The 21,702-nt window shown below is 61.0% G+C and carries 23 protein-coding genes; 5 read left to right on the top strand and 18 right to left on the bottom strand.

The genetic code is table 11. From position 1 onward, the window contains the following. Positions 1–38 precede the first annotated feature (38 nt). Positions 39–968: an AEC family transporter gene (locus tag WMO45_RS08540; protein ID WP_349140233.1), complete on the top strand. Its 930-nt coding sequence runs from the start codon at positions 39–41 to the stop codon at positions 966–968. Between the two features lie 65 nt (positions 969–1,033). On the opposite strand, the gene WMO45_RS08535 is transcribed toward WMO45_RS08540, so the two are convergent. From WMO45_RS08535 to WMO45_RS08525, 3 genes are all read right to left on the bottom strand, one after another. Next, positions 1,034–1,609, bottom strand: a complete 576-nt coding sequence (locus WMO45_RS08535) for a hypothetical protein (RefSeq protein ID WP_349140231.1) — start codon at positions 1,607–1,609, stop codon at positions 1,034–1,036. 113 nt (positions 1,610–1,722) lie between these two features. Next, positions 1,723–3,057, bottom strand: a complete 1,335-nt coding sequence (locus WMO45_RS08530; protein ID WP_349140230.1) for a S1C family serine protease — start codon at positions 3,055–3,057, stop codon at positions 1,723–1,725. Between the two features lie 162 nt (positions 3,058–3,219). Further along, positions 3,220–4,089, bottom strand: a complete 870-nt coding sequence (locus WMO45_RS08525; RefSeq protein ID WP_349140229.1) for a DegV family protein — start codon at positions 4,087–4,089, stop codon at positions 3,220–3,222. Positions 4,090–4,258: 169 nt separating this feature from the next. Between WMO45_RS08525 and spoIIP the strand changes: the two genes are divergently transcribed. Then, entirely contained in the window at positions 4,259–5,425 is a 1,167-nt protein-coding gene (gene spoIIP / locus WMO45_RS08520) for a stage II sporulation protein P (RefSeq protein WP_349140227.1), read from the top strand. Between the two features lies 1 nt (position 5,426). On the opposite strand, the gene WMO45_RS08515 is transcribed toward spoIIP, so the two are convergent. From WMO45_RS08515 to WMO45_RS08470, 10 genes are all read right to left on the bottom strand, one after another. Then, positions 5,427–6,374 (bottom strand): carbohydrate kinase family protein, encoded by a 948-nt coding sequence (locus WMO45_RS08515; RefSeq protein ID WP_349140226.1) that lies wholly within the window; start codon positions 6,372–6,374, stop codon positions 5,427–5,429. A 73-nt stretch (positions 6,375–6,447) separates the two neighbouring features. After that, the gene (locus WMO45_RS08510) at positions 6,448–7,200 is read right to left on the bottom strand and encodes an exodeoxyribonuclease III (protein ID WP_349140225.1); all 753 of its coding nucleotides are present in this window, start codon (positions 7,198–7,200) and stop codon (positions 6,448–6,450) included. Next, a complete protein-coding gene (locus WMO45_RS08505; protein ID WP_349140224.1) occupies positions 7,197–7,382 on the bottom strand; it encodes a DUF6440 family protein in 186 nt (61 codons plus the stop codon). The genes WMO45_RS08510 and WMO45_RS08505 overlap by 4 nt, the downstream gene beginning before the upstream one ends. 13 nt (positions 7,383–7,395) lie before the next feature. Continuing rightward, on the bottom strand, positions 7,396–7,626 hold the full coding sequence (locus WMO45_RS08500; RefSeq protein ID WP_349140223.1) for a permease of phosphate ABC transporter: 231 nt from the start codon (positions 7,624–7,626) through the stop codon (positions 7,396–7,398). Continuing rightward, positions 7,623–8,078, bottom strand: coding sequence for a methylated-DNA--[protein]-cysteine S-methyltransferase (locus WMO45_RS08495; protein WP_349140222.1), 456 nt, complete (start codon positions 8,076–8,078; stop codon positions 7,623–7,625). The genes WMO45_RS08500 and WMO45_RS08495 overlap by 4 nt, the downstream gene beginning before the upstream one ends. Positions 8,079–8,082: 4 nt before the next feature. Then, a complete protein-coding gene (lexA, locus tag WMO45_RS08490) occupies positions 8,083–8,691 on the bottom strand; it encodes a transcriptional repressor LexA (RefSeq protein WP_349140221.1) in 609 nt (202 codons plus the stop codon). 124 nt (positions 8,692–8,815) lie between these two features. Then, positions 8,816–10,579, bottom strand: a complete 1,764-nt coding sequence (locus WMO45_RS08485) for a DEAD/DEAH box helicase (protein WP_349140220.1) — start codon at positions 10,577–10,579, stop codon at positions 8,816–8,818. A gap of 187 nt (positions 10,580–10,766) precedes the next feature. Further along, complete coding sequence (locus WMO45_RS08480; protein WP_349140219.1) at positions 10,767–11,273, bottom strand: shikimate kinase; 507 nt, start codon at positions 11,271–11,273, stop codon at positions 10,767–10,769. A 19-nt stretch (positions 11,274–11,292) separates the two neighbouring features. After that, the gene (locus tag WMO45_RS08475; protein ID WP_349140218.1) at positions 11,293–12,183 is read right to left on the bottom strand and encodes a TFIIB-type zinc ribbon-containing protein; all 891 of its coding nucleotides are present in this window, start codon (positions 12,181–12,183) and stop codon (positions 11,293–11,295) included. Positions 12,184–12,209: 26 nt separating this feature from the next. Further along, positions 12,210–13,061 (bottom strand): MerR family transcriptional regulator, encoded by an 852-nt coding sequence (locus WMO45_RS08470; protein ID WP_349140217.1) that lies wholly within the window; start codon positions 13,059–13,061, stop codon positions 12,210–12,212. 89 nt (positions 13,062–13,150) lie between these two features. Between WMO45_RS08470 and WMO45_RS08465 the strand changes: the two genes are divergently transcribed. Next, positions 13,151–14,476 (top strand): MATE family efflux transporter, encoded by a 1,326-nt coding sequence (locus tag WMO45_RS08465; protein ID WP_349140216.1) that lies wholly within the window; start codon positions 13,151–13,153, stop codon positions 14,474–14,476. A gap of 54 nt (positions 14,477–14,530) precedes the next feature. Here the strand turns inward: WMO45_RS08465 and WMO45_RS08460 are convergent, their stop codons facing one another. From WMO45_RS08460 to WMO45_RS08450, 3 genes are all read right to left on the bottom strand, one after another. Beyond that, on the bottom strand, positions 14,531–15,964 hold the full coding sequence (locus WMO45_RS08460; RefSeq protein ID WP_349140215.1) for a copper amine oxidase N-terminal domain-containing protein: 1,434 nt from the start codon (positions 15,962–15,964) through the stop codon (positions 14,531–14,533). A 66-nt stretch (positions 15,965–16,030) separates the two neighbouring features. Further along, positions 16,031–17,404, bottom strand: coding sequence for an MATE family efflux transporter (locus tag WMO45_RS08455; RefSeq protein ID WP_349140213.1), 1,374 nt, complete (start codon positions 17,402–17,404; stop codon positions 16,031–16,033). Positions 17,405–17,408: 4 nt separating this feature from the next. Further along, positions 17,409–17,993: a hydrolase gene (locus WMO45_RS08450; RefSeq protein WP_349140212.1), complete on the bottom strand. Its 585-nt coding sequence runs from the start codon at positions 17,991–17,993 to the stop codon at positions 17,409–17,411. 118 nt (positions 17,994–18,111) lie between these two features. On the opposite strand from WMO45_RS08450, the gene WMO45_RS08445 reads away from it, so the two are divergent. After that, entirely contained in the window at positions 18,112–18,678 is a 567-nt protein-coding gene (locus WMO45_RS08445) for an MntP/YtaF family protein (protein ID WP_349140210.1), read from the top strand. A 61-nt stretch (positions 18,679–18,739) separates the two neighbouring features. Further along, positions 18,740–20,173 (top strand): M20/M25/M40 family metallo-hydrolase, encoded by a 1,434-nt coding sequence (locus WMO45_RS08440; RefSeq protein WP_349140209.1) that lies wholly within the window; start codon positions 18,740–18,742, stop codon positions 20,171–20,173. A 58-nt stretch (positions 20,174–20,231) separates the two neighbouring features. Here WMO45_RS08440 and WMO45_RS08435 read toward each other — a convergent pair whose 3' ends face one another. Together WMO45_RS08435 and WMO45_RS08430 are read right to left on the bottom strand one after the other, a co-directional pair. Beyond that, complete coding sequence (locus WMO45_RS08435; RefSeq protein WP_349140208.1) at positions 20,232–21,038, bottom strand: HAD-IIB family hydrolase; 807 nt, start codon at positions 21,036–21,038, stop codon at positions 20,232–20,234. Between the two features lie 10 nt (positions 21,039–21,048). Continuing rightward, positions 21,049–21,630 (bottom strand): energy-coupled thiamine transporter ThiT, encoded by a 582-nt coding sequence (locus tag WMO45_RS08430; RefSeq protein WP_349140207.1) that lies wholly within the window; start codon positions 21,628–21,630, stop codon positions 21,049–21,051. Positions 21,631–21,702 lie beyond the last annotated feature (72 nt).

Raw genomic sequence — 21,702 nt, 5'->3', positions numbered from 1 at the left:
GTAAGATAGAGGAAAAAACAGGATGGAGCGGACGAACAATGCTGCAACAGATCGGATTGGTGGCCTCCCAGGTGGGGACCTTGTTTTTGATGATGGGAGTCGGCTTCCTTTTGGCCAAGCTGGGACGGATTACGCGGGAAGGCCTGTCCCAGATGACGGGGTTGCTGCTGTCGGTGGTCATCCCCTGCCTGCTGGTGGACTCCCTTCAGACCGAACGCACCCCCGCTCTGCTGGCCGCCATGGGGAGTGCGGCGCTGGTGTCGGCCCTTCTGTACGCGGCCTACTGCGTGCTGGTGATTCCCCTCTTCCCCCGCCAGAACCCCGATACCCGGGCGCCTCTGCGCTTTGGCGTGCTCTACGGCAACGTGGGCTTTATGGGCTTACCCCTCATCGCCGCGGTGCTGGGGGAGGACGGCATGGTGTATGCCACGGTGATCTTTGTCATGTTTAACCTCTATAATTGGAGCCACGGAGTGGTCTTTATGGGAGGGCGGGAAAACTTCTCCCTGCGCCGTACCCTGCTCAACCCCGGTATCATCGCCACAGTATTGGGACTGGTGTTCTTTTTTGCCGGCTTTACCCTGCCGTCTATGGTGGGGGACGCGGTGTCCTTCCTGGGCAGCATGAACACCCCCCTGGCCATGGTGGTCATCGGGGCCCAGATGGCATGGGCCGACCTGAAGGCCACCTTCCGGGACGGGAGGCTGTATGCCGCGGCAGCCTGCAAGCTTATCGCCCTGCCGGTGTTCACCGCCCTGGTGCTGCTTCCCTTCCGGCTGGACCCACTGCTCTACTCATCGCTGGTTATCCTGGCCGCCACCCCCACCGGAGGCACCGCCTCCATGTTTGCCCAGCAGTTCGGGCGGGATGCGGTATGCGGGGCCCAGGTCATCACCATCACCACGCTGCTGTCCATCTTCACCCTCCCCTGCTGTGCCGTCATGGCCCGGCTGCTGGGCGGGGCTTAACACGCACTTAAATATCCCCGTCCCCGGTTGAAACGGGACGGGGATATGTTTTCGCTGGACTTCTTTTATTCAAACCGAAAAGCAATCGACTCAACTTCCGATTCGTTTGCATCCGGGACCGTTCCATCCGGGCGTTCCAGGCCTAACGTATCATAATAGTCGTTGGAAAAACAGATCTGAGCATAGGGGAACTGGCTTTGCAATTCTTTGACGTAAGGAAATGGAGCTTCCATGGGCGTTAACTGCAAGGTTTTTCGGATGGTATGCAAGACCTGAACCACTTCTGGTCTGGATCTGTACTCCCGCTCCTCCGGAGCCGCTACAAAGGCCTCGAACAACGTCTGATCCCAGCCAATGATTTGCTGCAGGGTGTTTGTGGTTCCGACAGCCAGGATGAGCCGCAAAAAATCGCGGAATGTTTTGGCAATGGGATAGACATAAAAATCACAGCAAGTCTCCGGATTGACACAAAAGACCATATCGCCCCAAGCTTCAATAAAGCAGTAATGGATTGCGTTGTCCCAGCCGATGATCTCTGCACCGACGGGAGTACAAAAATACGGATCGCCGTCGGCCTGGGTCAATCCAATCCAGCTCCCGTCCAGATTTAGTTTTTTATACTTCTCATAAAGGGTCTCCACTTTGCCTCCTCCTGCAGATAAAACCCAGCCGCTGCCGGACCGACGGTATCATCGGTCCGGCAGCGGCTGGAACGGGTGATTTGTGCCATAATGCTATGGGTGTCTGGATGCGGTTAATAGAACCAGCCGCCTCCGAAGGGGAAACTGTAATAGCTGTTGCCGCTCTGCTGCTGCTGCTGAGACTGCTGCTCCTGCTGTTGCTGGGCGGCCTGCTCCTGCTGCTCCTGCTCTTCCTCGGTGGGGGCCTCATCAAAGGTGACCTGGACCTCATCCACCTTGCCGTTGCGGTCCAAAGTCAGGGTTGCGGTATCCCCCGCCTTGTAGTTGCGCAGCGCCGACTTCAGGTCGCTGTAGGACTCCACAGTGGTGCCGTCGATGGCGGTAATGATGTCGCCCTGTACCAGCCCGGCCTTCTCCGCGCAGGAGCCCTCTTCCACACTGTTGACATAGGCGCCCACGCTCATGCCGTATTTCTGAGCCTCTGCCTCGGTAACGTTGGCCAGGGTCACGCCCAGATAGGGCTTACCGGTCACGCGGCCGTTTTGAATGATGTCCTGGATCATATCCCACACATCATTGATGGGGATAGCGAAGCCCAGGCCTTCAATGGTAGCCTCCGAGGAATTGGTGGAATTGGACAGCTTGGCGGAAGTGATGCCGATCACCTGGCCATACATGTTGAACAGAGGACCGCCGGAGTTGCCGGAGTTGATGGCGGTATCGGTCTGGATCATGTTCATCACCACGCCCTCATCCATGGTCAGGGGGCGGTCCAGGGCGGACACCACGCCCTTGGTCAGGGTGTAGGTCAGCTCGCCCAGGGGGTTGCCGATGGCCACCACGTCCTCGCCCACGGTGAGGTTGTCCGAATCGCCGATGATCACAGGGGTCAGACCGGTGGCATCGATCTTCAGCACGGCGATGTCATTGTCGGAATCGCTGCCCACCAGGGTGGCGTCATAGCTGGTGCCGTCAATAAAGGACACCTTGATGGAGGTGGCGTCATTCACCACATGGTGGTTGGTGACAATATAACCGTCCTCGCTGATGACAAAACCGGAACCGGCGGCGGCAGCGGGGATTTTCTGACCCCAGATGTTCTCGGTATAAGTATCCACGGAAATACCGACGGTAGAACCCACGTAGGTGGCGTAGATTTGGGAAGCGGTCAAAGGCTCATCGGCGGTGACGTTGGAGATGTCTACCACCGTGGGGGGATGACTGCCCTCATAGACCGTGGTGTTGTTGCCGGAAAAATAATTATATGCCAGTACGCCGCCGCCTCCGGCCAGGCCGCCGATGATGGCACAGCACAGGCCAACCGCCACAAATTTGGTTGCAAACCCCTTCTTGGGCTGCTTCATGGGCTTGGCTTCGTAGACGTGGAATTGCTCGGTTTCTATCGGCTCCCGATCCTCAGGGGGTCTGTTATAATCGCTGTAGTACATAACTGGTCTCTCCTTTTGACGGGGTTGGGTTTCTTCTTGGAACGCTACTTAGAATACCCATAAATTGTGTATAAAGCATGAAGAAACGTTGTACGTTTTTTAAATTTGGTTTGTGTATAAAAACCGGCCGCCTCACAAGAGGCGGCCGGTTAAAACATACACTCAAATATGCAGGGCCTTAGTAACGGTGACAGCCCGGGCACCAGGGCCAATGTGGCATGCTACCGATAGAGACAACGGGTCCATGTGGATGGGATAACCGGGAAACGCCTGTTCCAGCTCTTCCAGCCACTCCTGGGCGCTCTCCCGGTCGCCGGTATAGGCCGCGGCGATGTGAAAATCCTCCGGGCCGGAGCAGTCGGGGAAATCCTCCTGCATCACCTTGCGGATGGTGTCGAGCATAGTCTTTTTGGCCGCTTTCCAGCCGCGGGCTTTGGCAAAGGAGTCCAGCTTTTCCCCCTTGATACGCAGCACGGGCTTGATACCCAGCACCGTACCAATGGCGGCAGCTGCGGGGGTGCACCGGCCACCTTTCTTTAAGTACTTAAGCGTATCTACCGTGATGTAGATGTCAGAGTCAAACTTGGTCTGCTCCAGCAGTTCCCGGATTTCTACGGCACTCTTTCCGGCCTGTACCAGGGCAAGCGCGTCCAGAGCCGACTGCCGCTGGGTCACAGAGATCCGCTGGTTGTTGACCACCTCTACCCGGCCGTCATAGTCCTGAGCCAACATTTTGGCTGTTTCGCAGGAACTGCTGAGGCTGCTGGACATTGGGATATGAACGACCTGATCGTACTCCTGCAAAATCTTGTCCCAGAACTCCATCACGTCGCCGGGAGCAGGCTGAGTGGTCTTGACATCGGCATCCTCCGCCAGGCGCTGATAAAACTGCTCCTGTGTAAGGGTAATATCCTCCAGAAACAATTCATCGTTAATGTAAAAAGGCATGGGCAACACAAAAATGCCCAACTGCCGGGCCTGCTCCTGAGTGATGCCGCTGTTGCTGTCGGTAGCAATGGCGATTTTATTCATAAAGATCCTCTCTTCATCAAATGAATGGGATGCCCTGCGCGGTAGCGCGCGCGTTGCGGCGGTAAGAGCATTATATCGAATTGACGGAAAAAGTCAAGGCTGGGCCGGAGGCATATCCTTCCGGGATAGGGCATAGGAATGAGTATCTTGTTACAAAGGATGATGTACCATGAACAAGCAGCCCATTCAATGGTCCCGCATTCTGCGCCGCAGCGGCGCATTGTTTCTGGTCACGCTGGCCGCATGGCTGCTGCTGCTGTGCTGCGGCACAGGAACAGCGGCAGGAGTGCTGCAGGAGCTGGGAGAAGATCCCGACTTTGTCACCGCCGCTTTGGCGGCCGAACTGGGGCCCGGAGCAACGAAACAGGATGCACGCTCGGAACTGAACGGCTGGGAGCGGCTGGTGGTGGATCAGTCCTTGCTGCTGCGCAGCGGAACGTGGGTACAGACGGATGAGAGTGAGGCCACCCCGGATCTGCCTGCCGGACAACCTGCCCAGGACCACGACGATGTGAGCACCCCACCTCCGGAGACCACTGCCGCGCCAGAGGACATCGTGGCCCGTACCCTGGTGCCTACCAGCACCCAGGGCTATGAAGTAGCGGGAAAGCTCTATCTTTACAACCGGACGGGGCTGGACGTGGACCTGGCGGCTGCGGCAGCTGCACCGGTGCAAATTACCCTGCCGGAAGAGGGGCCGCAGATCCTTATCATCCATACCCATGGCAGCGAGGCCTACACTCCAGATGGTACGGATGTGTACGTCCCCTCAGACAACAACTCCCGTACTTTGGATGAAAATTACAATATGGTCCGGGTGGGGGACGAGATGGAGCGGGTCTTTACCGAAATGGGGCTCACGGTGGTCCACGACCGGACGCTGTATGACTATCCTCAGTACAACGGGGCCTATGACCGCTCGGCGGAGGCCGTCAAAAACTATCTGGCCCAGTATCCCTCCATTAAAATTATCCTCGACGTCCACCGGGATGCTCTGGTGGGAGAGGACGGCACGGTGTACAAGGCCGTCACCCAGATCGACGGGGTGGATACGGCCCAGGTCATGCTGGTGCTGGGCTCCAGCGAGGGGGGTGAGCACCCCAACTGGACGCAGAACCTGACCCTGGCCTGCAAGCTCCAGCAGAGCATGGATACCCTCTACCCCACCCTGGCTCGTCCCATGACCATGCGCTCCTCCCGTTACAACCAGCAGCTCTCCACCGGCTCGCTGCTGGTGGAGGTGGGCACCCACGGCAATACACTGCAGGAGGCGCTGTCGGCCGCCCGGCTCTTTGCCCGGGCATCCGGGCAGGTGCTGCTGGGACTGGAAGAGTAACTCATCCCAGAAGGGCCCGCACCTCTTCTTCCGAAGGAATGCTTGGGATTCCGCCGGGACGCTGGGTGGAGAGGCTGGCCGCTGTGACGGCAAAACGAGCCGCCTGCTCCAACTGGTCGCTGTCCAGCGACCGGAAGGGGATGGTCAGGGGGAGCAGGCGGCTCATGGCCGCGCCGAAGAAAATATCCCCGGCCCCTGTGGTATCCACCGGGCGCACCCGGGGGGCGGGGACCAGGCAGGCTCCCTGGCCGCTCTTAAGGTAGCAGCCCTTGGGACCCAGGGTAACCATGACGAGGGACGCGCCAAATTCCTCCAGCAGCCGCCGCGCCCCTGCCTCCGGACCGCAGTCCCAGAGGAAGGAGAGCTCTTCCTCACTGATTTTGATCACGTCGGCCTGCTCCAGACCCCAGGTGATCTCGGCCCGGGCCCGGGCGGGGCTGGGCCAAAGCGGGGGGCGGTAATTAGGATCAAAGGTAATGCATTTGCCCTTCTCCTTGGCGTAGTCCACCGCCTGGCGGGTGGCGGAGCCCGCCGGCTCATCGGTCAGACTTAGACTGCCAAAGTGGAAACACCTGGCCTGGTCAATCAGACTCAGGTCCAGTTCCTCAAAGCGCAGGCGGGTGTCCGCCCCCGGCTTGCGGGCAAAGCTGAAGGTGCGCTCCCCTTCCCGCAAGGTGACAAAAGCCAGGGTGGTAAAGACGTCCGGGTCCCGCAGGATGCCACGGGTCTCCACCCCCGCCGCCGCCAGCGTGTCCACGAGTCGGGCGCCAAAGGCGTCCTCCCCCACCTTGGCCAGCAGGGCGGTACGGGCGCCGTATTTGCTCAGCGCCGCCAGGTAGTTGCCCGGCGCGCCCCCCGGCCGGGCGGCCAGGACGGGATCGGTATCCCCGCCTGCTTCCACAGGGGCGAAGTCTACCAGCAGTTCTCCCAGTGCGGTCACGTCTAACATGTTATCTACTCCCATCTCGTTTGAAAAAGGCCCTCCCCTGTCCATACCGGCAGTGGGAGGGCTGTTTGTGCGGTTATGTCAGGTCCAGCTCCACCGGGCAGTGGTCGCTGCCTGTTACATCGGCATGGATGATCTGATCGGCCACCCGGGGCAGCAGGCGGTCGGACACGATAAAATAGTCGATGCGCCAGCCTGCGTTGTTCTTCCGGGCGTTGAACCGGTAGCTCCACCAGGTATAGGCACCCTCCCGGTCGGGATAGAGGGACCGGAAGCTGTCGGCAAAGCCGCTGGAGAGCAACCGGGTCATTTGCTCCCGCTCCTGGTCGGAGAAGCCCGCGTTGCCCCGGTTTGTCTTGGGGTTTTTCAGGTCGATCTCCTCATGGGCCACGTTCAAGTCCCCGCACAGCACCACCGGTTTCCTGCTGTCCAGTTCCATGAGATAGCGGCGGAAGTCGTCCTCCCACTGCATGCGATAGTCGATACGGGCCAGCCCCTCCTGAGCATTGGGGGTATAGCAGCACACCAGGAAAAAGTCCTCAAATTCCACGGTGATGACCCGGCCCTCGGTGTCGTGCTCCGGGATGCCCAGGCCATAGGTCACGTTCAGCGGCTTGACCCGGGTAAAGACTGCCGTACCGGAGTAGCCCTTCTTTTCGGCGCTGTTCCAGTAGATTTCGTAGCCGGGCAGCTCCAGCTCAATCTGGTGGGGCTGAAGCTTGGTCTCCTGCAGACAAAAAACATCGGCGTCGACACGGTGAAAAAAGTCCAGAAATCCCTTTCCAAGACAGGCCCGAAGCCCGTTGACGTTCCAAGTAATCAGCCTCATGTCCAGTCCTCCGGCTTCCACTTCATGGGCTTGCCCTCGGCATCCAGCAGCGGGGTGATCCCGCCGGCGTACCCATTGTGCATTTCCAGGTAGAGCATACCCGTTGCCGTATCCAGCAAAACGCGGGTCACATCACTGATCCCTTGGGTATAGATCAGCTGAAAGCGTTTCTCATTACCCATTTGTGCACCTCCCTTACGGTTTCCGCATCTCCCCCGCGAGATGGGGAAGGAATTTGCGCATCAGGGGCAGATAGGTAGCCGCAAACACGGCCAGAGCGCCCAGAGCCGCCCATTTTCTCCCCCTTTTCGGGGCGGACAGGCCTAACAGGACACCGGCTGCGCACAGGCACAACTTTACCAAAGCCAGGTCCTTCCAGTTCATATGAGCAATATAGGCATCTGCGACAGACAGCAGTTTTTTCATAGAACACCCTCCAGTCGTAACAGCCATTGCTTCAGCTCCACCCCTCCGGCATAGCCGGTGAGGGCGCCTTTTTTCCCCACCACCCGGTGGCAGGGAAGAAAAATGGGCAGGGGATTACTATGGTTGGCCTGCCCTACTGCCCGGCAGGCCCTGGGGCTGCCCACCCGGACGGCCAGCTCCCCATATGTGGTCACCGTACCGTAAGGAATTTTCGCCAGCTCACTCCACACCTTTTGTTGAAAAAGTGTGCCTTTCGGGGCGAGGGGAAGGTCAAAATCCCGCCGTTTTCCCCGGAAATACTCCAGCAGTTCTTCCCGGCCCCGTTTCAGCAGGGGTGTTTCCGCTCCCGCTGGCCCCATCGGACGGCATGGGAGATACAGGGCGGTGAGGGCCTCCCCTTCACACTCCAGGGCCATAGGGCCTGCTGGAGTGTCCAATACGATGCGGTCCATCCCCTCAGTACCGCCGGACCACCGCGACGACTTTGCCCAGGATGGTGCAGCCGTCACCGTCGATGGGCTCATAGTCGGGATTTTCCGGCATGAGCCAGGTGTGACCATCTTTCCGGCGTAACGTTTTGACCGTGGCCTCATCCTCAAAGAGGGCCACTACAATCTCCCCGTTGTAGGCCTCGGGCTGCTGGTGGACCACTACCAGGTCACCGGGCAGGATGCCGGCATACTTCATGGATTCCCCCCGGACCTTCAGGGCAAAATACTCCCCCGTCCGCCCGCCGGTGTCAAACGTGAGGTAGTCCTCAATGCACTCCTGGGCCAGAATGGGCGCGCCGGCGGCCACATTGCCCAGCACGGGCACCTGGTTGGCGGGCAGCTCCCGCGAAGGGGCGGAATGGGCGGCGCTCACCGTAATGGCCCGGGTCTTGCCCTCGGCCTTGGTAATAAGGCCGGCTGCCTCCAGCCCTTTCAGGTGAAAGTGGACAGTGGAGGGAGATTTCAGTCCCACGTACTCCCCGATTTCCCGCACAGAGGGGGGATAGCCGTGTTCCGAGGAAAAGGAGATGATATAGTCATAGATCTGCTGCTGCTTGGGGGAGAGCGTTTTCATGGCAGATCCTCCTTCCGGATAAATTCCTGCCCTAAGTATACCACATCTGGGGGCAAAATGCAAACATGCGTTCTAAAACAGGCAAAAAATGTCCCGTCCGCAATTTGCGGACGGGACATTTTGGTCAGTTATCGCTGAGGTAGTAGGGCTTCATCAGGCTGGGCTGCTCGGTGGAGTCCTTCTGCCCGTTGGTGCGCAGTACCACCTCGGGGGGACGGCTCCGTCCACCCCGGCCTTTGGAGCGGGAGCGGTGGGCGTGGCTGTCGGTCTGTTTGGTGGAGGCGGACGCCTTCTTTCGGTTCTTTTCCAGCGGCTCGGCCTTTGGAGCGGACTGGGCTGCGGCGGACGGACCGTGCTTCTTCCGCTGGTCGGTATGGGTCCGGGGCTTGGGGGCCAGCAGACGGGCAGTGGCGTCCATAATGTGGTCGCTGGCCAGGGGGTCGGGCTTATAGAAGTCAGTGTACTCCGCCTGGGGCTTGGGCGCGGCGGGTGCGGTGGCCGTCAGAGCCTCCTCCAGCGTGGCGCTGTTGCGCCGGCCTCGTTTGCGCCGGGTCTTGGCGGGTGCGGGAGCTGCCATGGGCTCGGCTTTGGGGGCGGGCTGCTGGGGCTTGGGTGTCTCCGCCTTGGCCTTGCGGGCCTCCGCAGCGGCCTTGTTGGCCGCGTCCCGCTGGCGGCGGCGCTCCTTGGCAGCGGCCCGGGCCTCCGCGTCTTCGGGGTTGACGATCCGGCCCTTCTTATCCCGGGGCAGGGGTTCCAGGACCTCCATGGGCCAGGGGTGGTCCTCCACCACCGGGATGGACCGGCCGATCAGCTTCTCAATGCCCTTGAGCTCGTCCTTCTCGTTGATGTCACAGAAGGAGATGGCCGTGCCGCCGTGGCCCGCCCGGCCGGTGCGGCCGATGCGGTGGACGTAGGTCTCGGGCACATCGGGCAGGTTGTAGTTAAATACGTGGGAAAGTTCTTCGATGTCCAGTCCCCGGGCGGCGATGTCGGTGGCCACCAGGACCTGTACCCGGCCGCTCTTGAAGTCGGCCAGGGCCTGCTGCCGGGCGGTCTGGCTCTTGTTACCGTGGATGGCGGCGGCGGTGATGTCCGCCTTCACCAGGTCCCCGGCCACCTTGTTTGCCCCGTGCTTGGTGCGGGTAAACACCAGGGCGTTCTTGACCTTGCGTTCCCGAATCAGGTGGGCCAGCAGCTTGGTCTTGTTGCCCCGATCCACCCAGTAGAGCTTCTGCTCGATGACCTCCACAGGAGAGGAAATGGGGTCCACCGCAACCTTGGCGGGGTCCACCAGCAGGGAGTCCACCAGCCCCTGCACCTCGGGGGGCATGGTGGCCGAGAAGAAAAGGGTCTGCTTTTTCTTGGGCAGCCAGCCCAGGATGCGGCGCACGTCGTGAATGAAGCCCATGTCCAGCATCCGGTCGGCCTCATCCAGCACAAAGATCTCCAGCCGGGACAGGTCGATGAACTTTTGATTGTACAGGTCGCCCAGCCGGCCGGGGGTGGCCACCAAAATATCCACACCTTTGCGCAGTTGCTCCACCTGAGGCGTCTGGCCCACGCCGCCAAAAATGACTGTGGAGCGCAGAGGCAAGTATTTGCCGTAGGCCTCAAAGCTCTCCTGGATCTGGAGGGCCAGTTCCCGGGTGGGGGTGAGGATGAGGGCGCGAATGGGCCGGCCCTGGGCCGGCTGCGCCGCCAGGCGCTGCAGGATGGGAGCAGCAAAGGCACAGGTCTTGCCGGTGCCCGTCTGGGCGCAGCCCAGCACATCCCGGCCCGTGAGAGCGGGGGGAATGGCTTTTTCCTGAATGGGAGAGGGGCGCTCATACCCCTGGTCGGCCAGGGCCTTCAGGATGGGCTCGTTCAGGCCGAGTTGTTGAAAGGTCATGTCGTTGTTCGTCCTTTTCCGTAAATTGGCCCCTCCTGCGCCGGGGGGCAAATAAGCGGGGGCGCCCTGCCGCGCAGAGGCAGGGGAAAACACGACGAAGCCCGCCGGAAAACCAGCGGGCGGCTCGCACGTGATATTCGTTCAATTTACAGTATACCACGATTTCTCGAAAATACAAGTGGCCCCATCAGCCGCAGCCGATGAGCCCTTGGAGCACGGCAGCCACCGTCTGCTCCAGCCGGTTGCCCTCGGCTACGTCTACGGTCAGATCGGCATAGCGCTGGTAAAGCGGTTCCCGGGCGGCATATACATCGGCCAGGGTCTGTCCCGGCTCCATGGCGATGCCCCGGGTGGTGATGTTGCGTATCCGCCGTTCCAGCTCGGACAGAGGCACGTGGAGATAGACCACCCGGCCCAGCTGTTTGAGATGGTCGATGGCGCCCGCCCGGCAGACGGCGCTGCCTCCGGGAGCGATGATGGTGCGCTCGCAGGACAGAGAGCGGATGGCCGCCTCTTCCGCGTCCAGAAAGCCTTGGGTGCCGCGCTGGTCCAGCAGCTGCTGGAGCAGCGCGCCCTCCCGCTGCTGAATCAGCAGGTCGGTGTCAATAAACTGAAAGCCCAGGGTTTTGGCCAGCAACACGCCTACGGTGCTCTTTCCAGAGCCGGGCATGCCGATCAAAGTGATGTTCTGCAAGGTAAAAAACGCTCCTTTGTCAAAAAGCTTCTGAAGTGCTCCAGGGCAGCTGGAGCGTTATAAGGTGGTAGGCGGCGGGGGGATCCTCCTCCCCATCACCGGGGGCCGCCTCGGGCAGCACCAATGTCACATCTCCGGTGCAGTCGTCGGGCAGGAAAAAGATCATCTGCCCGTACAGCGGGTCGGCCCACTGGGCGTCGTAAGGGGTGACGGGCTCCAGCCCCACTTCATAAAAGGCGTCCAAAAGGTCCCAGTCGGTCTCGGCATAAACCTGGGTGCCGTCGGACAGGGATAGGAAGGGGGTGAAAAAGTACAGATCATACCGGGTATAGCCCCCGGTTACCTCCAGGTCCAGTGCCACACAGCGGGCGTCGTCATACAGCGCTGCCAGCTCGTCACTCAGGTAGGGTTCCCACAGTTCGCCCACGGTTATATCCTGGGTCCCGTTCATCCGGAAAGACTCATATGGTTCGTGCACACCATCCTGAGGCAGGCTGTCCGTGGGATGGGCTTCCAGAGCCGGCGTGTCAGGTTCAGGTACGGCGATGCTCCATCCGGTTTCGGGCAAACCCGTACTCAGGGAGGCAAAATTGACTGCGAGGATGGGGAACAAGAATGCCGCCAGCGCGGCAATCACCACCACCACGATCGCCACCAGCCAGGACCGGCGGCGTTCCTCTCCCCCGGCGTGCGGGGTATGAGGGCGCGGCAGGGTGCGGCCCGGAGCCGGACGGGTTCGGGCCGAGCGGGTCTGCTGTTTCTGCCCGTCCTGAAAGCGGGAGAGCAGCTCCTGCTCCAGCCGGGTGGCCCCGGTATCCGGCGGCGGATTGTAGCTGCCGCATTTTGGGCAGAAATCGTCTACATCATAGTCATATCGCCGGCCACAGTCGGCGCAGGTGATCTTCCGCATGGGAACGCCCCCTTTCCATAAGGCCATTATACCAGATGCCTTCCTTCCGGGCAACGCTCCGTCGGCAAAATCAGGATGGACAGCTGCAACAGGTACTGCTCATAACCCTGCACGCAGAGCTCATCCAGCAGCACATCCTCCAAAAACCACTCCCCCAGCTGCAAATTCCGCCGCTCGGCCTCCTCCAGCAGGCGGCGATAGCTCTCGTGTACCGTATCAAAGCCTCCGGCATGGCACAAGGTCAGGTAGCGGCCGGCGGGGGCCGTAAACAACTCCAGATCCTTTCGGGGCCGTGGGATGCGGGTGCAGCAATGGGTATAGCCATTCCAGTCCTCCCGCCGGGCGGCCTCCGCCGGCAGCAGACTGGCCATGGGATAGGGACTGACGACCCCGTGCTGGGTGCAGTAGCGGGTGTGGCGGGCCAGAGCCCGGGCAAATTCCTGTGCGTCCGTCAGTCCGTCGGCAGGGGTGACCGCGTAGCAGCGCCTGGGCTGTTCCTGCTCGGTCACCACGCCGGGGGTACAGGCCATAGCCTGACGGGTCAGCTCCGCCCGGCCGGCCATAAAGCGGCGCATCTGCTCCAAACGGCGCAGACGGCGGGTAAGTTCGGCCTGCTCCTCTTCCAACAGAGCTACCAGCTCCGCCGGACTGCGCCGGTCCAGATAGGAACGAATCTGAGCCAGCGGCATATCCAGTTCCTTCAGAGCGGCGATGACCTGGAACAGTTCGAGCTGGGCGGGCGTGTAGTAGCGGTAGCCGTTTTCCCCCTTTTCCGCCGGGGAGAGCACACCAACCGCGTCATAATGGAACAGGGTGTGTTTACTTACACCGCACAGGGCGGCAAATTCTCCTGTCGTAAAACGGGCGGGTCTGTGCATGGCGCCAACCTCCCTCTTGACTATCGGGTTACCCGATGGTTTATCATATACCCTACCTACCGGAAAGACAAGAGAAAGAGAGGATTTCTATGACCAATCGTTTGGACCGGGACTTTACCCTGACCGGCCTGCTGCGCTTTGCCCTGCCCACTATTGTGATGATGCTGGTCACCAGCCTGTATACCATTGTGGACGGCATCCTCATTTCCCGTCTGGTGGGAGCCAACGCTCTGGCAGCGGCCAATGTGGCCTATCCGGCCATCAGTGTGACCCTGGCCATGGGTATCATGCTGGGCACCGGGGGCAGCGCGGTGGTGGCCCACAAAATGGGGGCCGGCCGGATGGAAGAGGCTCGGCGGGACTTTGGCTTTCTGGCTCTGACCGCGGTGTGTATCGGTCTGTGTATCTGCCTGTTGGGCGCGCTGGGGGCCGAGCGGCTGGCCCGGCTGCTGGGAGCCAGCGACCTGTTGTTGGCCGATACGGCGACCTACCTGCGGGTACAGCTGTGTTTTGCACCCATGGCCATGCTCCAGCTGCTGTTTGAGAGCTTTTTTGTCACCGCCGGCCGGCCGGGGTTGGGGCTGTGTCTGGCTGTGGCGGCCGGAGTAACCAACGGCGTACTGGACGCGCTGTATATGGGACCGCTTCAAATGGGCATCCTGGGTGCTGCCGTGGCCACGGTTACCGGCTACTGTATCCCGGCGGTGGTGGGGGTGCTCTTCTTCCTGCTGCGGCGGCAGGGGCTGCGCTTCGGCCGGCCCAACGGGGATGTGCGCATGCTGGGGCAGGCCTGCTTCAACGGCTCATCCGAAATGGTGACCAATCTGTCCGCCGCTGTCACGACCTTCCTTTTCAACGCCATTATGATGGAGTATCTGGGAGAGGCGGGAGTATCGGCCATCACCATCGTGCTCTACGCTCAGTTTCTGCTCATTGCCCTCTATTTAGGCTTCTCCATGGGGGTGGCCCCGGTATTCAGCTTTAACCGGGGGGCCGAGCGGTATGACCGAATGCGCCGGGTATTTGGATACTGTGTGCGCTTTATTCTGCTCTCCTCTCTGGGCATCCTGTTGCTGGCGTTGGCGCTGTCCGGCACGATTGTGGGGGTCTTCTCCCCCGCCGGCACTCCGGTATATGCCATCGCTTTGGACGGGTTCCGCCGCTTTTCCCCCGCGTTCCTTTTTGCAGGGGTGAATATTTTTGCCTCCGCTCTCTTTACCGCCCTGGGGGATGGGCGGACCTCGGCGGTCATCTCTTTTGCCCGTACCTTTGGTTTTCTGATGCTGGGACTGCTGCTGCTGCCCCGGCTGCTGGAGGTGACCGGCGTGTGGCTGGCCGTGCCGTTGGCCGAATTGCTCTCCTGCCTGCTCTCTCTGGTACTGCTGCGCCGCCGCCGGGCAGATTTTGGGTTTTAAAACGAAAGAAGCGCCCCGGCCATTGGCCGGGGCGCTTGTTATTTTGTCATGAAATCAAGGAGTTACGGCAGTGGTAGTATCGACCAGTTCCTCTACTGTGGCACCGGCGGGAGGCTCAGTGACGGGGGCAGTGCTGCCCTTGGTATAGCCGCCGGTAAGGGTCATCTCCATAGCCATAGTCTCACCACTGTCCAGGGTGAAGGAGGCGGTCATCTGGTCCTTGGCGTCCATGCCGGCCTCCAGGGTCAGGGAGACGGGGGCCTGCTCGTCCTCCACATCGCAGGTCACGGACAGGTCATAGCCCGTTACTGCGTCGTCTTTCAGATGCAGGGTAAACGTGAACACAGCATTTACGCCGTCCTGGTTGAAAACGTAGTGCAGGACACGGTCATCCCCGTTGGCGGTAAAGGCGTCATCGCAGAACAGACCGGCCACCAGATTGACTGCCGTGGCCAGGTCGGAATAGGCGCTGGTGCAGTCGGTGGGCTCTTCGCCTACGGACAGGAGCATGGGAATGAGCGTGGTGTAATCCATGTCCATGGATGCGGAAATAAGGCTGGTATAGTCCATGCCCATGGAGCCATAGAGCGCCCCCAGGTCCATGGAGTACCAGGTGTCGGCGGGCAGGCCGGACATCTCCAGCAGCTGGCTGTCAGCGGTAAAGTAGAGCTTGCCCTCTTCCATGTCGCCCCGCAGCTGAATGTTGATGCCGTTGGTCTTCAGGTCGTTGAGCAGGGCCAGGTCTTCCGTAGTCCATTCCGTTGCGCCCATGCCGGAGAGCTCGTTCAGGCTCTCCATAAAGGCCTTCAGGTCCAGCTTGATTCCCAGGTCCATGGCCATCTTCATCGCATCGGCCACAGTGCCCTCCCCCGTGCCGGTAAGGGTCAGCGGGTCGGAGCCCATCATGGTCAGGCTGCCATTCAGCTGGGCGTCAAAATCCCAGATGCCCGTGTTGAACTTCTGGCTGTACTGGGTGTACTGGTCCAGATAGGTGAACTTGTACTTGGACAGGGTATCCTCTATCAGCTTCTCGGTGTCAATGAGGATGACGGTCTGGTCGTCCTGATCCCAGCCCACGGTGCAGCCGAAGGCCTGGGCGGCAAAGCGCACGGGCACGAAGGTGCGGTTATCGTGGGCGTAGGGGGCTACATCCATGGTGATGGTGGAGGTCACGCCGTCCCGCTCCACGGTAGCGGTCGTTCCACCCAGGGCCATGGTAACAGTGGTGCCGTCCCGGACGGCGGTAACGGTCTGGTTGGAGGCGGAGTAGCTCACCTGGGCGCCCATGGCCTCAAATACGGCGCGGAAAGGCAAAAAGGTACGCGCGTCTTTTACCTCCGGAACCACGTCGGTAAAGCTGAGAGTCTGCCCGTCCAGCTGAACGGCAATGCCGGAAGAGCTCTCCTCTGCCGCAAATGCGGAAGTCCCGGTGCTGAGCATGGCGGCTGCGCATACAAGGGCCAGGCCGCGCTTGGTCAATGCGTTCATATGGATCCTCCTTCATAAGAATGGTAAAAACAGTATAGCACGATTCTATATACTAGACAAGAAGATTTAAGTGCCTAACTGCTCTTGACGGTGTTTCAGGATACGGGGGAAACGGAAGAAGAACAGCGACCCGGTGGTGAGGGCAGCCAGGATATCGGCCACCGGCTCAGCCAGGAAGATGGCGAATACCTGGTCGGAGAAAAACAAGGGCAGCAGATAGATCAGCGGGATGAGCAGGATGACCTTGCGCAGCAGGGCCAAAAACAGGGAGATTTTGGCCTGCCCCAGGGCAACGAAGGTCTGCTGGCAGCCGGTCTGGATGCCCAGGATGAACATACCGCCGGCATAAATTTGCAAAGAGCGTACCGCGATGGTCACCAGCTGAGGCTTGTCGTTAAACAGGGCCACGAACGCCCCGGGGAAGAGCTCCAGAGCGGCCCACACGGTGCAGCTGAAGGCCAGCGCGCAGATGAGCAGCAGCCGGAAGGTCTGCTTCACCCGGTCCAGCTGGCCGGAGCCGTAGTTAAAGCCGATGATGGGCTGTGCACCCTGTGCAATGCCCTGCAGCAGCAGGAAGAACACCTGCATGATGCTGGAACAGATAGTAAAGGCACCCACAGCGGGGTCGCCGCCGGCGGCCTTCAGAGAGGTGTTGAAGGCGATATTCACCAGACTCTCGGTGGCATTCATGATAAAGGGGGACACACCCAGGGCCAGCACTGGGGCCAGCACCTTGGGATTGATACGGAAAAAGCGCTTTTGCAGCCGGAGCTTAGTGCGCTTACCGGTGAGAAAGCGCAAGACCCACACTGCCGAAACACCCTGGGCAATAATGGTGGCCAGAGCAGCGCCCTGCACGCCCATGTTCAGTCCAAAGATAAAGATGGGATCCAGCACGATGTTGATAATTGCGCCGATGATCACCGTAGCCATAGACATGGTGGAAAAACCCTGGGCAGTGATAAAAAAGTTGAGCCCCAGGGCCAGCTCCACAAAAATGGTGCCCCACAGATAGATGGTCAGGTAGTCGCTGGCGTAGGTAATGGTGTTGTCAGTGGCACCGAAGAGGTAGAGCATGGGTTCTTTAACGGCCAGAAAGCCCACCGTTACCAGCACGGAAAGAAGAATGAGCAGGGTGGTACAGTTGCCCAGAATGGCGTTGGCCTGGTCCTCCTTCCCCTCTCCCATACGCACCACCGCACGGGAGCCGCCGCCCATACCTACCAGAGCAGAGATCGCGGAGACGAACATGAGTACCGGGAAGCACACGCCCAAGCCGGTGAGGGCTAGATCCCCCACTTCCGGAATATGGCCGATGTACATCCGGTCCACAATATTGTACAGGGCATTGACCAGCTGGGCCATCACCGACGGCAGCGCCAGGCGCAGCAGCAGCTTGCCTACGGGGTCGCGCCCCAGATCATTTTCGCGTTTGGCCAAGGGATTACGCCTCCTCATGTTCCAGGAAATAGGTGGCCTCCATATCGGCCACGCTGAGGGCAAAGGCCAGCGGATACTGCTGGAGGGCCTGGCCTACCAGGCGCTTGTCCTCGTCCCCTGAAAAGCCCATGTGCCAGCGGATGGCCATGGCCTCTTCCCGGCTCAGACGGAGAAAGCCGGAAAGAATGTACACGCTCTTTTCTCCGTGGCCGTAGGGCAGGTTATCTTCGTAGTAGAAAGTAGGCACACTCTGCCACTTGCCGTCCGGGCCCTTTACGTTGCGGGTGCCGCCTTTGTAGCAGCCGATCTTGCACACGTCGTGGAGCAAAGCCACCAGGGCCACGCTCTCCGGGGTATAGTCCAGTGCATAGAGCTCCCGCACCCGCTCCCGCTCCAGGTAGGCTGACAGGCAGCGGTAGACATTGACGCTGTGCTGACAAAGACCGCCGGCGTAGGAGCCGTGAAAGCGGGCCGAGGCCGGAGAGGTGAAAAAGTCGCTCTTATGCTCCAGATAGTCCAGCAGGGCGTCGGAGCCCTCCCGGTGGATGTTCTCCCGGTAAATTTGGAGGAATTCTTCTTTGGCGCTCATGGGCAGCCTCCTTTTGCTATATGCTTATCTAATCAATATACCACACCTTCCATAAAAAAGCCACCCCCGCACCCCCGCCGTCCTTCCGGAATAGGATGGACGGAACAGGAGGAGTGCTATGCATTGGCTGAGTGTATTTGCAGCCGCGGTGCTGTTTGCCGCGGCTTGCAATCTGGATACAGTGCTGCTGGCCATGGGCTATGCTGCCCGTGGCGTACATCTGAAGTGGAGCCAGGCCCTGCTGCTGGCGGGACTGACTACTTTTATCACCTGGTTGTCGCTGATACTGGGGGTGGGGACGGCCCGGGCCTTTTCCGGGCGGCTGCCCGGGTTGCTGGGTGGGCTGGCTCTGGTAGGGATCGGGCTGTGGCTGGTATTGGACTGGCTGCGTAGCCTGGGGACCGCGGAAGGTCCCCAGGAACAGGCCGGCCCGGCCGGGATCTGGGACTGCCTGTCCCTGGGGGCAGCCCTGGCGGTAAACAACGCGGGCATCGGGGTGGCTGCCGGCGCCTCTGGCATTGCCCCAGGCTGGGCGGCCCTGGCCAACTTTCTGGTCACGTTGGCTGCGTTGGGGACTGGGCGGCTGCTGGGCGGCCGCCTGGCTGGGCGGCTGCTGGGCCGCTATGCCCTGCCCCTGTCCGGCGCGCTGCTGGTAGCCCTGGGGATATGGGAGGCGCTGAGTTAGCTTTGGACTGGCATGTCCCGGGAAAGCGTGGTACAATGGCAGGCAAGGAAGTGATCGTCTCATGATATTACTCGAACGCCTAGGCGGCCGGACTACGGTCATTGACGGCATTGTGAATACATTTGTCCGCCTGTCCCGCCACCCCCATCCTTCCCACTGCGAGCAGGCCGTGGGAGAGGATTTTATGGAATACCTGCGTGCGCTTGGACTCTCACCGGTCCGGGATGGGGCGGGGAACGTGATGGCTGATGTGCCGGCTACCCCGGGCCGGGAAGGCGCTCCCCGGCTCATCCTGCAGGGACACATGGATATGGTGTGCGCCGTGGCGCCTCACAGCGGGTTTGATCCGCTGCATGATCCGGTAAGCGTCGTGACCCGGGACGGATATCTGCGCAGCGACGGCCGATCCTCCCTCGGGGCGGACAATAATCTGGGCAACGCGGTGGTGCTGTGGCTGCTTTCCACCGGTCAGGTGCGCCATGGTCCGCTGCGGCTGCTGTTCACTACTGCCGAAGAAGTGGGACTGGAAGGGGCCAAACAGGTGTCCCCGGACTGGCTGGCCGGGGCGGAGTGCCTGCTCAATACCGACGGGTTCCATCTGGGCCGGGCCATTGTAGGCTCGGCCGGCGGCCGGCGGGAGACCTGGACCCGCCTGGTGGAGACCGAGCCAGCCCCCGCCCTTCCCGCCTGGCAGATCGACCTGGCAGGCGGCCTGGGGGGGCACTCGGGGGATGACATCAACCGGGGCAGATCCAACCCCATCAAGCTGCTCAGTGCCTGGCTGGCCGGCCTGCCGGGGGGCCGGGTGGCCCTGCTGGAGGGGGGACTGACCCATAATGCCATCCCCTCCTGGGCCCGTGCGGTGGTGTTTTGCCAAACGGAGCCTCAACTGACCTTGCTGGAGGAGGCGCTGGCCCGCTACCGGGAGACCGACCCGGGACTGACGGCGGTATGCCGGCCGGTTTCTGCCCCGGAGAGGGTGTGGCAGCCCGGATTCCAGGCCCACGTGCTGGCCTTCCTCAATGGCCTGTACCATGGGGTGTATGCCATGGACCCGGCGTTCCCGGGCGTAGTAGGCAGTTCGGCCAATCTGGGACGGGTAGTCCGGGACGGGGATGCGCTGCAGGTATGCGCCTTTCTCCGGGCTGCCCGGGTGACGGAGGAAGAGGAGATGGCCCGCCGCCATGAGAGCCTGGCCCACGCCCATGGTTTTACCGGTACAGTGACGGGCTACGCCGGCTGGCCCGGCCAGAGGGACAACCCTCTGGCGGGAGAGATGGACCGGGTGTTCCGGGCCCAGACCGGCCGTGGTTTGGAGATCGGTACGGTCCATGTGGGGTTGGAGCCCTCGGTATTTCGTGCAAAGGCCCCCGAACTGGTGATGGTGAGCACCGGACCGGAGATCCTGGACGCCCACTCGGTGGACGAGCGGGCCCCACTGGATGCTCTGCCGGAATATGCCCTGCTACTGGCCGGGACGCTGGAAGCCCTGTAAAAGGAAAAATAAAGACGCCGCCCACCGGATTCCCGGCGGGCGGCGTCTTTGTTTTGTGTCAATAAATGCGGTCCAGCTGCTGGATGATCTGGGCCAGACAGCCCTCCTGACAGGAGCACAGGATCTGTGCGCCCCAGTCCTTGACCTCCTGGGCGCAGTTGGAAGGGGCAAAGGGGATGGCCGACCGGGCCAGCATGGGGATGTCGTTCTGGTTGTCGCCCACACAGTAGACCTTTTTGGGGTCTATGCCCAGGTACTGCACCAGGTAGTCCACCATGCCGCCCTTGTTGCTCCCCTTCCGGGTAAGCTCCAGCAGTACGGCGTTGGAAAAGATGACCTCATATTCCTCTCCCCACCGCTGGAGCATGTACTGCTGGGTGCGGCGGAGCACGTCGTTTTTCTGCTGGAGGATGACTTTGCTCCAGGGCAGAGGCATCGCCGCGATGGGCACCTCCGCCGCATCCATCCCCGCCCGGAGCAAATGGCGGCGTGTGACGGCGTTGGGCTGATAGATGTAGATATCGTCGTGGTGGTAGGCCTCAAAGCCGATCTCCGGGATGTCCCGGGCCACCTGCTGCAGGTCTTCCCGGGCCCGGTCGGGCAAAAAGGTCTCGTACACCATCTCATCCCGGTCAAAGTCATACAGGGCCGAGCCGTTGGAGAGGATGACGGGGGCGTTGATGGGTACGATCCGGGCGTGGGGGGCAAAGGTGGGATGGGCCCGTCCGGTGGCGATGGTGAAGGTCCCCCCTTCCGACACAAAAAAGCGGATGGCCTCCCGGTTGACAGGGGCTACCGTCATATCCGCGCCGTAGAGGGTGTCGTCGAAATCGCTGACCAGCAGCACGCCGTCGAATTTACCCAAATAATATCACCTAATTCTTCACCGGACGGATGTCCTCCGCCAGGAAATATTTGCGCAGAGGCTTGTACAGCAGGGCAAACACCACCAGGCACAGCACCAGGTCGATGACCATGTAAAAGCCATTGTAGAGCAGAGAGTAGAGCCAGGGGATGGTCATGCTGATGCCCCAGAAAGTCTCGGGCATGTACTCGGCCCAGATGGTGGCCCCAACGACGTAGTGGACCAGGAATCGGGCCGCAGAGCCCAGCACGGTGCCGGCGAAAATGCTCCAGTTCCGGCCACGGAACAGTCCGGCCAGTCCCAGCACGGTAAAGGCCACCAGGTAGTCGCCGATGATGGACTGCCAGCCGAGGGCAAAGCCGCCGTCAAACATGAACTGCAGCACGCCCAGCACGAACCCGGCCAGCAGGCCCCGTCCCACGCCCCAACGGCAGGCGTAGAAGAAGATGGGCAGCATGGACAGGCAGATGGAACCGCCCCAGGGCATTTCCCACAGCTTCAGGTAGCCCAGGACCTGGGCCAGTACCACCATGACGGCCCCCTCACACAGGGCGCGCACGGCCAGATGGGATTTGCGGTTGCTTGTTGTCATAAGGATCCTTCCTCCCAAAAAAGATACCGCAGCGCAAACCGGGAAGCGCAATGCGGTATGGGAGAAACGACC

The organism is Flavonifractor hominis (genome assembly GCF_040095835.1).
Lineage (GTDB): Bacteria > Bacillota > Clostridia > Oscillospirales > Oscillospiraceae > Flavonifractor > Flavonifractor hominis.
This window is presented reverse-complemented; position numbering and strand designations above follow the sequence as displayed.

Bases quoted from the DNA above. Each gene is read 5' to 3' on its own strand.
- WMO45_RS08460 (WP_349140215.1), bottom strand. From the start codon at position 15,964: ATGAACGCATTGACCAAGCGCGGCCTGGCCCTTGTATGCGCAGCCGCC.
- WMO45_RS08440 (WP_349140209.1), top strand. From the start codon at position 18,740: ATGATATTACTCGAACGCCTAGGCGGCCGGACTACGGTCATTGACGGC.
- WMO45_RS08475 (WP_349140218.1), bottom strand. From the start codon at position 12,183: ATGCGGAAGATCACCTGCGCCGACTGTGGCCGGCGATATGACTATGAT.
- WMO45_RS08465 (WP_349140216.1), top strand. From the start codon at position 13,151: ATGACCAATCGTTTGGACCGGGACTTTACCCTGACCGGCCTGCTGCGC.
- WMO45_RS08470 (WP_349140217.1), bottom strand. From the start codon at position 13,061: ATGCACAGACCCGCCCGTTTTACGACAGGAGAATTTGCCGCCCTGTGC.
- WMO45_RS08450 (WP_349140212.1), bottom strand. From the start codon at position 17,993: ATGAGCGCCAAAGAAGAATTCCTCCAAATTTACCGGGAGAACATCCAC.
- WMO45_RS08525 (WP_349140229.1), bottom strand. From the start codon at position 4,089: ATGAATAAAATCGCCATTGCTACCGACAGCAACAGCGGCATCACTCAG.
- spoIIP (WP_349140227.1), top strand. From the start codon at position 4,259: ATGAACAAGCAGCCCATTCAATGGTCCCGCATTCTGCGCCGCAGCGGC.
- WMO45_RS08495 (WP_349140222.1), bottom strand. From the start codon at position 8,078: ATGGACCGCATCGTATTGGACACTCCAGCAGGCCCTATGGCCCTGGAG.
- WMO45_RS08530 (WP_349140230.1), bottom strand. From the start codon at position 3,057: ATGTACTACAGCGATTATAACAGACCCCCTGAGGATCGGGAGCCGATA.
- WMO45_RS08540 (WP_349140233.1), top strand. From the start codon at position 39: ATGCTGCAACAGATCGGATTGGTGGCCTCCCAGGTGGGGACCTTGTTT.
- WMO45_RS08515 (WP_349140226.1), bottom strand. From the start codon at position 6,374: ATGTTAGACGTGACCGCACTGGGAGAACTGCTGGTAGACTTCGCCCCT.
- WMO45_RS08500 (WP_349140223.1), bottom strand. From the start codon at position 7,626: ATGAAAAAACTGCTGTCTGTCGCAGATGCCTATATTGCTCATATGAAC.
- WMO45_RS08445 (WP_349140210.1), top strand. From the start codon at position 18,112: ATGCATTGGCTGAGTGTATTTGCAGCCGCGGTGCTGTTTGCCGCGGCT.
- WMO45_RS08430 (WP_349140207.1), bottom strand. From the start codon at position 21,630: ATGACAACAAGCAACCGCAAATCCCATCTGGCCGTGCGCGCCCTGTGT.
- WMO45_RS08510 (WP_349140225.1), bottom strand. From the start codon at position 7,200: ATGAGGCTGATTACTTGGAACGTCAACGGGCTTCGGGCCTGTCTTGGA.
- lexA (WP_349140221.1), bottom strand. From the start codon at position 8,691: ATGAAAACGCTCTCCCCCAAGCAGCAGCAGATCTATGACTATATCATC.
- WMO45_RS08505 (WP_349140224.1), bottom strand. From the start codon at position 7,382: ATGGGTAATGAGAAACGCTTTCAGCTGATCTATACCCAAGGGATCAGT.
- WMO45_RS08485 (WP_349140220.1), bottom strand. From the start codon at position 10,579: ATGACCTTTCAACAACTCGGCCTGAACGAGCCCATCCTGAAGGCCCTG.